This window comes from Azohydromonas aeria (genome assembly GCF_009760915.1).
In the GTDB taxonomy this organism is placed as follows: domain Bacteria; phylum Pseudomonadota; class Gammaproteobacteria; order Burkholderiales; family Burkholderiaceae_C; genus Azohydromonas; species Azohydromonas aeria.
In genome coordinates, this window is sequence record NZ_VIDQ01000024.1 from 1 (window position 1) to 13,911 (window position 13,911).

6 protein-coding genes are annotated in these 13,911 nt (G+C 72.8%); 2 read left to right on the plus strand and 4 right to left on the minus strand.

Translation table 11 applies throughout. The annotated features are described in order from the left end of the window. Both FJ694_RS15620 and FJ694_RS15625 read right to left on the minus strand, forming a co-directional pair. Positions 1-216: hypothetical protein (locus FJ694_RS15620; protein WP_157268175.1), on the minus strand; the 216-nt coding region annotated here is incomplete at its 3' end. A 141-nt stretch (positions 217-357) separates the two neighbouring features. Beyond that, a complete protein-coding gene (locus tag FJ694_RS15625) occupies positions 358-2,184 on the minus strand; it encodes a SulP family inorganic anion transporter (RefSeq protein WP_157268232.1) in 1,827 nt (608 codons plus the stop codon). Positions 2,185-2,500: 316 nt separating this feature from the next. On the opposite strand from FJ694_RS15625, the gene FJ694_RS15630 reads away from it, so the two are divergent. Beyond that, positions 2,501-2,992, plus strand: a complete 492-nt coding sequence (locus FJ694_RS15630) for a hypothetical protein (protein ID WP_157268176.1) — start codon at positions 2,501-2,503, stop codon at positions 2,990-2,992. Between the two features lie 17 nt (positions 2,993-3,009). On the opposite strand, the gene pyk is transcribed toward FJ694_RS15630, so the two are convergent. Together pyk and FJ694_RS15640 are read right to left on the minus strand one after the other, a co-directional pair. After that, positions 3,010-4,428, minus strand: a complete 1,419-nt coding sequence (gene pyk / locus FJ694_RS15635) for a pyruvate kinase (RefSeq protein WP_157268177.1) — start codon at positions 4,426-4,428, stop codon at positions 3,010-3,012. 178 nt (positions 4,429-4,606) lie between these two features. Continuing rightward, entirely contained in the window at positions 4,607-5,608 is a 1,002-nt protein-coding gene (locus tag FJ694_RS15640) for an extracellular catalytic domain type 1 short-chain-length polyhydroxyalkanoate depolymerase (RefSeq protein WP_157268178.1), read from the minus strand. Between the two features lie 362 nt (positions 5,609-5,970). On the opposite strand from FJ694_RS15640, the gene FJ694_RS15645 reads away from it, so the two are divergent. After that, on the plus strand, positions 5,971-13,896 hold the full coding sequence (locus tag FJ694_RS15645) for a VCBS domain-containing protein (protein ID WP_157268179.1): 7,926 nt from the start codon (positions 5,971-5,973) through the stop codon (positions 13,894-13,896). Positions 13,897-13,911 lie beyond the last annotated feature (15 nt).

A 13,911-nucleotide genomic window follows, 5' to 3' on the forward strand; every position in this document is an offset into this window, starting at 1 on the left:
GCCGGCCAGCGCCATCATCAGCCGGCTGACCGAAGCCACCTCGCGCTCGACCTCGGCCGCGGCCGCGGCGCGCTCCGGGCCCAGGGCCTGGCGGTGCAGCCGGCCCACGTCGTTCAGGCCCGAGATGCCCAGCGCGGTGAGCGCTCCCATGAACAGCAGCACCGCGGCGAAGCCCAGGGGCAGCATGGTGTGGGTCTTGAAATGGGCGATGGACAAGCGAGTCTCCTGGAATCTGTCTGAAAGCAGACGCCGCTATCGGCGCCCGGTGCCGGCGCTTGAGGCAGATCAGGAAGACACGCCGCCACGGCGCGACTTTGTGCCGGGTCCACGCCCACGGAGCGGAACGCAGCGGCCGATTCAGCGCTTGTCACAGCCCGGACCCGGCCGCTCGGCGCATTCGGCGAACACGCGCACCGTGCAGGCGGCGCAGGTGGCGCAGTCGAGCCGGTGCGTGATCGCGGCGATGGCGCGGCGCTTGTCCGGGAACACGTGGTCGGCGCCCAGCTCGTCGAGGAAGCCGTCGCGCCGCCACTGCGCCAGCACCGGCGGGCGCGGGCGGTGGAAGTAGAGGTCGCCGCCCATGGCGCGGCGCGCGCGCAGCTCCTGGCGCCACAGCTCCGCGCCGGCCACGTCGATGAAGTTCATGCTCTTGGCCATGACCAGCAGGTGGCGCTGCGGCGCGGGCGCGTCGCGCAGCGCCTGCAGCCGGTCGGCGACGTGGGCCGTGGCGCCGAAGTAGACCGAGCCCTCCATGCGCAGCATCTTCAATTGCGGGCATTCCGGCAGCGCGCCGGGCGTGTGCGAGACCACCACGAAGGGCCGGTGCGCGTCGCCACGGTCGCGGTCGAAGCCCATGGTGCGCATGGCCGGGCGCGAGGTGCGGTGCAGGTACAGGCCCAGCGACAGCGCGCTGCCCACGAGCACCGCGATCTCCAGGCGCAGCGTCAGCGTCGCGCCCAGGGTGACGAGCGCCACCGTGAGCTCGGAGCGGCTGGCGCGCGCCAGGCGGCGCCAGCGCGGGATGTCCAGCAGCGTCCAGCCCACCAGCACCAGCAGCCCGGCGACGGCGGCATGGGGAATGCGCGCCAGCAGCGGCGCCGTCAGCGCCACCAGCGGCACCACCATCAGCGCCGAGGTCACCGCCGCCAGGGCCGAGCGCGCGCCGGACTCCAGGTTGGGCAGGGAGCGGTTCAGCGAGCCGCAGGAAACGTAGCAGGAGAAGAAGCCCCCGGCGATGTTGGACAGGCCCTGGCCCAGGAACTCGCGGTTGGCGTCGATGCGCTGGCCGCTGCGCGCGGCCACGGCCTTGGCGATGGCGATGGACTGCGCCAGCGCCACCACCGTCAGCGCCGCCGCGATGCCCAGCAGCTGCGGCAGCTGCGACGGCTGCACGCCGGGCAGGTGAAACGGCGGCAGCGGCGAGGGCAGCGCGCCCAGCAGCCGCACCTGCCACGCCGCGGGCGCGAGCCGCTCCAGCGCCCAGGCCAGCGCCGTGCCTGCCGCCAGCGCCGCGAGCATGAAGGGCGAGCCGCGCCGCCGCCGCCGCAGCCCCGCCGCCACCGCCAGCGTCACGGCCGCCACCAGCAGCGCCCCGGGCTGCGGCACCTGCGTGAAGGCCGCGCGCAGCACCGTGCCGGCGCCCGGGCCCGGCGGCAGCGCCAGCCCCAGCGCGTCCTTCAGGGCATGCACGGCGATCAGCAGCGCCGCGCCGGTGGTGAACCCGAGCAGCGCGGTCGGCGAGATGAAATTGGCCACCGAGCCCAGGCGCAGCGCGCCGGTGGCGAACTGCAGCAGCCCGACCAGCACCGTCACGGCCAGCGCCAGCTCGATGTAGGCCGGGCTGCCCACGGCAGCCAGCGGCGCGAGCATGGCGAACAGCGCCAGCGAGTTGGCATTGGTGGGCCCGGAGACGACGTGGCGGCTGGAGCCCGCCAGCGCCGCGACGATGCAGGGCACCACCGCCGAGTACAGGCCGTACTGCGGCGGCAGCCCGGCCAGCGTGGCGAAGGCGATGCCCTGCGGCAGCACCAGCACCGCGCCCAGCAGCCCGGCCAGCAGGTCGGCGCGCAGGTCGGAGGCGCCATACGAGGCGGGCAACGGCAGGGGCAGGCGCAAGGCGGGTCGTCCGGGGAGGTCAGCGAACCACGAGGGTAGCGCGGCGCCGCGCGGCCCGAACCGCACCATGCCCGCGCCGCCAGGGCGTTTTTCCAAGCACATACCCGCCGAAAACGCAATGGTCTGTGCGCGGGCGCCACACCCCATCCGTGTCAGTTGTATCGGGGACTCATCCACCCCGTGTGCGGGAAACGGCTGGTTGCGTCGGGTGCAGGAATCCTGCGGCTGGCTACAGGCCGCCCGGCGCGCGCTGGCCTACTGGGACGCCATCCCACCTCTCAGCGCTGCATGTCCCGAGCGTCACCCCCACCCTTCTTTTCCTTCCCCCGTGTCGTCCGCCTGCCCCCGTCTTCCCTTCCCCCGTGCCGCGCCGGCCTGACGACGCATGGTCCTGTCCTGGAATGACACCTGGGCGCGGCTGCGGCGCGGCCTGCGCGGCGCCTGGCAAGGCGCCCGCTTCGTGGTGCGGCAGCGGGCGCGGCGTGCGGGCGCGGCGCGCTGGCCGCCGCGCACCCTGGAGCTGCAGGCGCTGGCGCGGCAGCTGCGTGACTTCGAGCGCGAGCTGGGCCGGGCCCGCGTGGGTTACGCGCGCAAGCAGCTGTCGCGCCAGCAGCTGGAGCAGCGCTGCCGGGACGTCGTGGCGCAGGCGCAGGGCCTGCTGCAGCCGCTGCACCTGCGCGCGCTCGCGGCGCCGGGGCCGTCGTGGGTGGTGGAGCGGCTGCGCGAGGTGCTGCACCGGTGGCACGAGCGCGCCGACGGCCTGCACGCGCGGCCGCTGCACCCGGCCGACGTGAGCGAGGTGCAGGCGCAACTGCTGGAGCTGAGCACGGCGCTGGCGCTGTGCGCGCACGTCGAAGAGCGCGACGGCGGCGGCTGAGGCGCGCCGCTTCGGCTTCAGTCCACCTGCGCGATGTGCAGCAGGTTGGTGCTGCCCGGCGTGCCGAAAGGCATGCCCGCGGTCACGGCGATGGTCTGGCCCGGCTGCGCGAAACCCTGGCCGCGCGCCAGCGCGCAGGCCTGGCGCGCCATGTCGTCGAAGCCGGCCACCGCCTCGCAGGCCAGCGCGTGCACGCCCCAGGCCAGCGGCAGCCGCCGCGCCACGGCCGCGTCGGGCGTGATGCCCAGGATCGGCGCGCGCGGGCGCTCGCGCGCCATGCGCAGCGCCGACGCGCCGGTGCTGGTGTAGGCCACGACCGCGGCCACGTCGAGCAGCGCGGCCGCGCGGCGCGTGGCGCAGCCGATGGCCTCGCCCACCTCGGCGCGGGCCTCGGTGTGCGAGGCGTCGAGCGCCTGGCGCTGCAGCGGGTCGTCCTCGGTGCGGCGGATGATGCGCTCCATCATGCGCACCGCCTCCAGCGGGTAGCGCCCCGAGGCCGACTCGGCCGAGAGCATCACCGCGTCAGCGCCGTCATAGATGGCGCTGGCCACGTCGGAGGCCTCGGCGCGCGTGGGCACGGGCGAGGCCACCATCGAGTCGAGCATCTGCGTGGCCACCACCACCGGCTTCCCGGCGCGGCGGCACAGCCGGATGATGCGCTTCTGCACCGCCGGCACGGCCTCGGCGGGCATCTCCACGCCCAGGTCGCCGCGCGCCACCATCAGCGCGTCGCAGCGCGCCACGATCTCCTCCAGCCGCTCGATGGCCGCGGGCTTCTCCAGCTTGGCCATGATCCCGGCGCGCCCCTGCACCAGCGCGCGCAGCTCGTCCACGTCCTCGGGGCGCTGCACGAAGGACATCGCCACCCAGTCCACGCCCAGGCCCAGGCCGAAGTCCAGGTCGGCCAGGTCCTTGGGCGGCAGCGCCGACAGCGGCAGCAGCACGTCGGGCACGTTCACGCCCTTGCGGTCCGAGACCGTGCCGCCGACCAGCACCTCGGTGTCCGCGTGCGCAGGGCCGGCGTCGAGCACGCGCAGCCGCACGCGGCCGTCGTCGATGAGCAGCTCCGAGCCGGGGCGCAGCGCCGCGAAGATCTCCACGTGCGGCAGCGCCACGCGGCGGCGGTCGCCGGGGCGGCTCACCTCCAGGTCGAGGCGGAAGCGCTCGCCGGGCTGCAGCGTGACGGGACCCTCGGCGAAGGTGCCCACGCGCAGCTTGGGGCCCTGCAGGTCGAGCAGGATGCCGATGGGCCGGCCCGCCTCGCGCTCGATGGCGCGGATGGCGTCGAAGCGCGCGCGGTGCTCGGCATGCGTGCCGTGGCTGAAGTTGAGCCGGAACACGTCCACGCCGGCCTCGAAGAGCGCGCGCAGCATCTGCGGGCTGCTGCTGGCGGGACCGACCGTGGCGACGATCTTGGCTTGGCGATGGCGACGCATGGATTGAGCGCTCCTGGGCTGCAGATGTTCTCTGGGGACGCCCATGGTGCGCGGCCGCGGCGCCGCGGGGAACGGCAGGCGGCGGATAGCTGCTATTCCGGCGCGGAATGCGGGACGCGGGCGATGCGCGCGCAACCACCCAGCCGAACATCTCCCGCAAGCCGCGCCAGGCGCATCGTCAGCCCGCGTCGAGATGCTTGCTGACGAAACGCCAGACCAGGCGCGAGGCGTCGGGGCCGTGCGGGTCGCCGAAGCGCTGGCGCGCGTCGCCGCCGCTCCAGGCGTGGCCCAGGCCCTGCACCTCGCACAGCGTGGCCACGGTGCGGCGGCCGCACTTGTAGTCGGTGACGTGCATGGCGTGGCGCTGTCCGCGCTTGACCTCGCGCAGCGCGCAGGTGCGCGCGCCGGCGGCCTGCGCCCATAGCCCGGCCGCGGCGGCGGCGTTGCGCACCGACACCACGGCGTCGGCGCTGCCGTGCAGCACCAGCAGCGGCGGCAGCGGCGCGCCGGCCAGCAGCGCCGGGCCCACCGGCACGGGGCCGGCGCGACCCAGGCCGAGCATGGCGCGCACGGCGGTGCCGGAAGAGCGCGCCACGCCCGGCGGCACGCCGGAGTGCATGGCCACGGCGCGAAACAGCTGCGGCCGGCGCACGCCCAGCAGCGCCGCCATGCTGGCGCCGGCCGACAGCCCGGCCACGGCCACGCGCGCGCGGTCGCCGCCGTGCAGCAGCGCCGCCTGCTCCACCGCGGCCACCAGCGTGGCGGCCTCGGCCAGCGCCTGGCCGCTGCGCGTGTCGTACCAGTTCCAGCAGCCCTGCGGATGCGCGCGGCGGTCCTGCTCGGGGTAGAGCACCATGAAACCTTCGCGCGCGGCCACGCGGTTCATGCCGGTGCTCAGCGCGAACTCGCGCGCATCCTGGCCGCAGCCGTGCAGCATCAGCAGCAGGGGCAGCGGCCGGCGCGGCACGGCGGCCACGGGCCGGAACAGCCGCCAGCGCCGCATCCCGGCCGGCCCCATCACGAAGCCCGAGATCCAGTCGCCCTCGCCCGGCGGCGGCGCATGCGCGGCCGCGGCGGCGCGGATGATCTCGCGCGTGGTCTGCTCCCCGGCCTGCGCCAGCGCGCGCATCTGGCGCGAGGCGGCGCGTTGCCACAGCGAGGCGAGTTTCACGGAAGTCATGGACGGCAGGCGCGGCGTGCGGCGCGGGGTGGAGCAGGCGGCGCATGCTACCCAAGCCACGCGGCGCCCGGCCCGGCCGGCGCCTGCAAATGCCCGGACACAGCCAATTCGTGCCGCGCCCTGATCTGTGCGCCCTGCCGCTGTCGATATTCCGGACATATCTGCGGACATGTCTCTGGACAAATCGCGGCCCTGCAGGCCTCAAAAAGGTTGAGCGGGCAATCGACGCGATTTTGCGCCGTGTCGGTGGCACACCTCGTGTGCCGGCTGTCGGGCACCTCTATTCACAAACCAGTAACAAAAGAATAATCGAGTATCAATAAATTGCTCGACCCCTGTATTACCGACCCGGAGTCCGCGCCTTGGCCACCACCACCGTCCCGAATACCGCCGCCGTCATCGGCAGCCCGAGCGTGAGCAGCGTGATCGAGGACACGGCCGTGAATGCCAGCGGCATGCTGGTGGCCAGCGGCAGCATCTCGATCAGCGACGCGAATGCCGGCCAGGCCAGCTTCAGGACCGCCGTCACCGCCGCCGCCGGCAACCTCGGCAGCCTCGTGCTCGGCAGCACCGGCGCCTACACCTACACGGTGGCCAACAGCGTCGCGCAGTCGCTGGGCGCGGGCCAGTCCAGGATCGACACCTTCACCATCACCTCGTTCGACGGCACGACCAAGGTGGTGAGCTTCACCATCAAGGGCGTCAACGACGCGGCCGTCATCGGCACGCCCACCGTGAGCAGCGTCACCGAGGACGTGGCCGTCAATGCCGCCGGCAACCTCACCGCCACCGGCAGCATCGCCATCAGCGACGCCGACGCCGGCCAGGCCAGCTTCAGGACCACCGTCACCGCCGCCGCCGGCAACCTCGGCAGCCTCGTGCTCGGCAGCACCGGCGCCTACACCTACACGGTGGCCAACGGCGCCGTGCAGTCGCTGGGCGCGGACCGGTCCAGGATCGATACCTTCACCATCACCTCGTTCGACGGCACGACCAAGGTGGTGAGCTTCACCATCAAGGGCGCCAACGACGCCGCCGTCATCGGCACGCCCACCGTGAGCAGCGTCACCGAGGACGTGGCCGTCAATGCCGCCGGCAACCTCACCGCCACCGGCAGCATCGCCATCAGCGACGCCGACGCCGGCCAGGCCAGCTTCAGGACCACCGTCACCGCCGCTGCCGGCAACCTCGGCAGCCTCGTGCTCGGCAGCACCGGCGCCTACACCTACACGGTGGCCAACGGCGCCGTGCAGTCGCTGGGCGCGGGCCAGTCCAGGGTCGATACCTTCACCGTCACGGCCGCCGACGGCACCGCCAGGGCGGTGAGCTTCACCATCACCGGCGCCAACGACGCCGCCGTCATCGGCACGCCCAGCGTCGCCAGCGTCACCGAGGACACGGCCGTCAACGCTGCGGGCAACCTCAGCGCCAGCGGCAGCATCTCCATCGCCGACGCCGATGCCGGCCAGGCCGCCTTCAGCACCACCGTGGCCGCGGCCGCGGGCAACCTGGGCCAGCTGGTGCTGGCCGCCAACGGCAGCTACACCTACACGGTGGCCAACGGCGCCGCGCAGTACCTGGGCACGGGCCAGACCAAGGTCGATACCTTCACCGTCAAAGCTGCCGACGGCACCGCCAGGGCGGTGAGCTTCACCATCACCGGTGCCAACGACGCCGCCGTCATCGGCACGCCCAGCGCGAGCAACGTCACCGAGGACACGGCCGTCAACGCCGCCGGCAACCTCACTGCCACCGGCAGCATCGCCATCAGCGACGCCGACGCCGGCCAGGCCAGCTTCAGGACCACCGTCACCGCCGCCACCGACAACCTGGGCCAGCTGGTGCTGGCCGCCAACGGCAGCTACACCTACACGGTGGCCAACGGCGCCGTGCAGTCGCTGGGCGCGGGCCAGGTCAAGGTCGATACCTTCACCGTCACGGCCGCCGACGGCACCACCAGGGCGGTGAGCTTCACCATCACCGGCGCCAACGACGCCGCCGTCATCGGCACGCCCAGCGTCGCCAGCGTCACCGAGGACACGGCCGTCAATGCCGCGGGCAACCTCATCGCCAGCGGCAGCATCTCCATCGCCGACGCCGATGCCGGCCAGGCCGCCTTCAGCACCACCGTGGCCGCGGCCGCGGGCAACCTGGGCCAGCTGGTGCTCGCCGCCAACGGCAGCTACACCTACACGGTGGCCAACGGCGCCGCGCAATACCTGGGCGCGGGCCAGGTCAAGGTCGATACCTTCACCGTCACGGCCGCCGACGGCACCACCAGGGCGGTGAGCTTCACCATCACCGGCGCCAACGACGCCGCCGTCATCGGCACGCCCAGCGTCGCCAGCGTCACCGAGGACACGGCCGTCAATGCCGCGGGCCACCTCAGCGCCAGCGGCAGCATCTCCATCACCGACGCCGACGCCGGCCAGGCCGCCTTCAGCACCACCGTGGCCGCGGCCGCGGGCAACCTGGGCCAGCTGGTGCTGGCCGCCAACGGCAGCTACACCTACACGGTGGCCAACGGCGCCGTGCAGTCGCTGGGCGCGGGCCAGTCCAGGGTCGATACCTTCACCGTCACGGCCGCCGATGGCACCGCCAAGGCGGTGAGCTTCACCATCACCGGCGCCAACGACGCCGCCGTCATCGGCACGCCCAGCGCGAGCAACGTCACCGAGGACACGGCCGTCAACGCCGCGGGCCACCTCACCGCCAGCGGCAGCGGCAGCATCTCCATCGCCGACGCCGACGCCGGCCAGGCCTTCTTCAGCACCACCGTGGCCGCGGCCGCGGGCAACCTGGGCCAGCTGGTGCTGGCCGCCAACGGCAGCTACACCTACACGGTGGCCAACGGCGCCGCGCAGCACTTGGGCGCGGGCGAGTCCAGGGTCGATACCTTCACCGTCACGGCCGCCGACGGCACTGCCAGGGAGGTGAGCTTCACCATCCATGGCGCCAACGACGCCGCCGTCATCGGCACGCCCAGCGTGGCCGACGTGGCCGAGGACGGTCCCGTCAACGCCACCGGCCAGCTCACCGCCATCGGGCGCATCGGCATCAGCGACGCCGACGCCGGCCAGGCCGGCTTCCGCACCACCGTGGTGGCTGGCGCGGGCAATCTCGGCACGCTGCAGCTGGCCGCGGACGGCAGCTACACCTACGCCGTGGCCCAAGGCGCCACGCAGCCGCTGGGCGCGGGCCAGACCCGGGTGGACAGCTTCACGGTCACGGCGCTGGATGGCACCACGCAGGTGGTGAACTTCACCATCCACGGCGCCAACGACGCCGCCGCCATCGGCACGCCCAGCGTCGCCAGCGTCACCGAGGACGTGGCCGTCAACGCCGCCGGGCACCTGACGGCCAGCGGCATCCTGAGCATCACCGACGCCGACACGGGCGAGGCCTTGTTCAACACGACCGTGGCGGCAGCGGCCGGCAACCTGGGCACGCTGACACTGGCCGCCGACGGCCACTACACCTACGCCGTGGACAACGCCCTGGTGCAGTCGCTGGGCGCGGGCGACAGCCGGGCCGATACCTTCACGGTGCGCGCCGCCGACGGCACCAGCCGCGAGATCAGCTTCACACTGCACGGCAGCAACGACGCCGCCGTCATCGGCACGCCCAGCGTGGCTAGCGTCACCGAGTACGCCGAGGCCGATGGGGACGGGCTGCTGGTGGCCCGCGGCCGCATCGCCATTAGCGACGCCGACGCGGGCGAGGCCGGCTTCGTCACCAGCGTCAGCGGCGATCCCGACAACCTCGGCACGCTGCAGCTCGCCGCCGACGGCAGCTACGTCTACAGCGTCGCCAGCAGCCTGGCCCAGGCCCTGGGCGCCGGCGAGGTCCGGGTGGACGTGTTCACCGTGCGCGCGCTCGACGGCACGACCGGCACGGTCAGCTTCACCGTCGGGGGCGCCGACCAGTCGGCCATCATCGGCACGCCGAGCGCCGTTGACGTCACGGAGGACCTGGACGTCAACGCCGACGGCAACCTCGAAGTCAGCGGCCTGCTGCCCATCACCGACACCGACCACGGCCAGTCCGCCTTCAACACCACCGTCGTGTCCGACCCCGGCAACCTGGGCGCGCTGACGCTGGCCGCCGACGGCCGCTACAGCTACGCGGTGGACAACGACGCGGTGCAGTACCTCGGTGCCGGCCAGACCCGCACCGAGAGCTTCACGGTGAGCTCGGCCGACGGCACCACCAAGACGCTGAGCTTCACGGTGCACGGCGTCAACGACGCGGCGCGCATCGGCCTGCCCGACACGGCCGAGGTCAGCGAGGACGTGGATGTCGAGGCCGACGGCCGGCTCACGGCCAGCGGTACCCTGTCGCTGGACGACGCCGATGCGGGCGAGGACCACTTCGACAGCGTCGTGCAGGGCGCGCAAGGCAACCTGGGCACGCTGCAGCTCGCCGCCGACGGCCGCTACACCTATGCCGTGGACAACGCCGCCGTGCAGTTCCTGGCCGAGGGGCAGCACCGCGTGGACAGCTTCACCGTGCGCGCCGCCGACGGCACGACCCGGGTGGTGAGCTTCACCATCCACGGCACCAACGATGCCGCGACGATCGGCGCGCCCACGCAGGCCGACGTCACCGAGGACACGGCCGTCGATGCGGCCGGCCGGCTGGTGGCACAGGGCATCATCGCCATGAGCGATGCCGACGCCGGCCAGGACGGCTTGCGCACCAACGTGGACGCCGCCGCGGGCAACCTGGGCTCGCTGACGCTGGCCGCCGACGGCCATTACAGCTATGCCGTGGACAACGCCGCCGTGCAGTTCCTGGGCGAAGGCCAGACCCGGGTGGACAGCTTCACCGTGCGCTCGGCCGACGGCACGGCCAAGGTGGTGAACTTCACCGTCCACGGTGCCAACGACGCCGCCGTCATCGGCACGCCCGACACGAGCGAGCTCACCGAGGACGTGGGCGTGGTGGCCGGCAAGCTGGTGGCCCAGGGCCGCATCGGCATCAGCGACGCCGACGCCGGCGAAGCCGTGTTCAAGGAGACGGTGGCCGCGGCCGACGGCAACCTGGGCACGCTGCAGCTGCGCCCCGACGGCCACTACACCTACGCCGTGGACAACGCGCTGGCCGGGGCGCTGGGTGCGGGCGAGACGCAGGTGGACCGCTTCACCGTCGAGTCGGCCGACGGCACGGCGAAGGAGCTGAGCTTCACCATCCACGGCGTCAACGACGCGGCCGTCATCGGCGTACCCGGCGCGAGCAACGTGACGGAGGACGTCGATGTCAACGCGGCCGGCCAGCTCGTGGCCTCGGGCCTTCTCGGCGTGAGCGACGCGGACGCGGGCCAGGCGACGTTCCGGACCGGCGTCGCCGCGGCGCCGGGCAACCTCGGCACCCTCGTGCTCGACGCCCAGGGCCATTACAGCTACAGCGTGGACAACGCCGCCACCCAGCACCTGGGCGCGGGCCAGGTGAAGGTGGACACCTTCACCGTGGCGTCGGCCGACGGCACCACGCGGGACATCGCCTTCACCATCACCGGCAGCAACGACGCCGCCGTGATCGCCACGCCCGGCACGCAGCACCTCGTCGAGGACGCGGACGTGCGCCTGGGCCTGCTCGTGGCCGAGGGCGAGCTGGACATCACCGACGCCGACGCCGGCGAGGCCTTCTTCAATACCAACGTCAGCGCCAGCGCCGGCCACCTCGGCCACCTGGTGCTCGATGCCGCAGGCCGCTACGCCTACACCGTGGACAACGCCAGCGTCCAGTTCCTGGACGCCGGCGACACCCACACCGATACCTTCACCGTGCACTCGCTTGACGGCAGCATGCAGCAGATCAGCTTCACGATCCACGGCGCCGCGGAAGCCGCCGTGATCGGCTTGCCCAGCGTCGCCGACGTCACCGAGGACGTGGCCGTGGCCAGCGGCAGCCTCGTGGCCAACGGCAGCATCGCCATCAACGATGCCGATGCCGGGCAGGCCCTGTTCCGCACCACCGTGGCCGCAGCCGACGGCAACCTGGGCAACCTGGCCCTGGCCGCCGACGGCAGCTACACCTACACGGTGGCCAACAGCGCCGTGCAATACCTGGACGCGGGCCAGAGCAAGGTGGACACCTTCACCGTGCAGGCCCTGGACGGCACCACCAGGTCGGTGAGCTTCACCATCCATGGCGCCAACGACGCCGCCGTCATCGGCACGCCGACCGTCGCCAGCGTCACCGAGGACGTGGCGGTGGCCAACGGCAACCTCGTGGCCAGCGGCAGCATCGCCATCAGCGACGCCGACCAGGGCCAGGCCGCCTTCGGCACCAGCGTGACGGCCACGGCCGGCAACCTCGGCAGCCTGGTGCTCGCGGCCGACGGCAGCTACACCTACACGGTGGCCAACAGCGCCGTGCAATACCTGGGCGCGGGCCAGAGCAAGGTGGACACCTTCACCGTGCAGGCCCTGGACGGCACCACCAGGTCGGTGAGCTTCACCATCGTTGGTGCCAACGACGCCGCCGTGATCGGCACGCCGACCGTTGCCAGCGTCACCGAGGACGTGGCGGTCACCAACGGCAACCTCGTGGCCAGCGGCAGCATCGCCATCAGCGACGCCGACCAGGGCCAGGCCGCCTTCGGCACCAGCGTGACGGCCACGGCCGGCAACCTCGGCAGCCTGGTGCTGGCCGCCAGCGGCAGCTACACCTACACGGTGGCCAACGCCGCGACCCAGTACCTGGGCGCGGGCCAGAGCAAGGTGGACACCTTCACCGTGCAGGCCCTGGACGGCACCACCAAGGTCGTGAGCTTCACCATCGTTGGTGCCAACGACGCCGCCGTGATCGGCACGCCGAGCGTGGCCAGCGTCACCGAGGACGTGGCGGTGGCCAACGGCAACCTCGTGGCCAGCGGCAGCATCGCCATCAGCGACGCCGACCAGGGCCAGGCCGGCTTCAGCACCAGCGTCACGGCCACGGCCGGCAACCTCGGCAGCCTGGTGCTGGCCGCCAGCGGCAGCTACACCTACACGGTGGCCAACGCCGCGACCCAGTACCTGGGCGCGGGCCAGAGCAAGGTGGACACCTTCACGGTGCAGGCCCTGGACGGCACCACCGGCACGGTGAGCTTCACCATCCAGGGCGTCAACGATGCGCCTGCCGGCACCGACAAGGCGGTGGCCCTCATCGAGGACAAGGCCTACACCCTGTCGGCCAGCGACTTCGGCTTCACCGACATCGACGGCGGCACGCTGGCCGGGGTGAGGATCAGCACGCTGCCCGGCGGCGGCGCGCTGTTCCTGAACAACGCCGCGGTGGCCGCGGGCGCCACCATCTCGGCGCAGGACCTGGCCGAGGGACGCCTGAGCTACGTGCCCGCGGCCAACTCCACCGCCGGGACGAGCTTCACCTTCCAGGTGCAGGACAACGGCGGCACGGCCAACGGCGGCGCCGACACCGATGCCTCGGCCAACACCATCACGTTCTCCATCTCGGCCGACGCGTTCGACCTGTCGTCCACGAACAAGTCGAGCAACGACACCTACACCGTCGGCACGGGCAACTCCGGCAACGGCTCGATCCAGGAGGCGGGCAACTCGACCTCGGCGAACGACTCCATCGTCGTGAGCGCAACGGCAGGGGGCACCTTCAGCAGCCTCAGCTTCGCCCGCTTTGGCGACCACCTGGAGTTCAGCTATGCGGGCACCGGCGTGGGCACCGCCTCGCACGTGACCGTGCTGGGCCAGTACGTCGCGGCGACGCAGGTCGAGACGCTGAGCTTCGCCGCCGCCACCAGCGTGGCCGGCTTCGCGCTGGGCACCGCCGCGTACTCGCTGACCGGCACCGCCACCTCGGCCGCCGACATCCTGGTGGGCGGCACGGGCAACGACTCGCTGGCCGGCGGCGGTGGCGGCGACCTGCTGTTCGGTGGGGCGGGCAACGACACGCTCAGCGGCGGCGCCGACCTGGACCTGCTCACCGGCGGCCTGGGCAGCGACGCGTTCGTGTTCGACTCCGTCGCGGGCCTGTCCCTGAGCGCCGGCGACACCATCACGGACTTCGCCACCGGCGTGGACCGCCTGTTGCTGTCGCGCAGCGTCTTCACCGGGCTGACCACGGCGGCCGGCAACCAGCTGGCCGGCAGCGAGTTCAGCGCGGTGGCCTCGGGCAGCACGGCCACCGTGGGCAACGGCGTCCACGTGATCTGGGACAGCGCCGCGGGCAAGCTCTACTACGACAGCGACGGCGGCTCCAATGCCAACCGGCTGCTGGTGGCGCAGGTGGCGGGCAGCGTCAGCCACAGCGACATCTTCGTGTTCTGAAGCGGCACCGGCCGC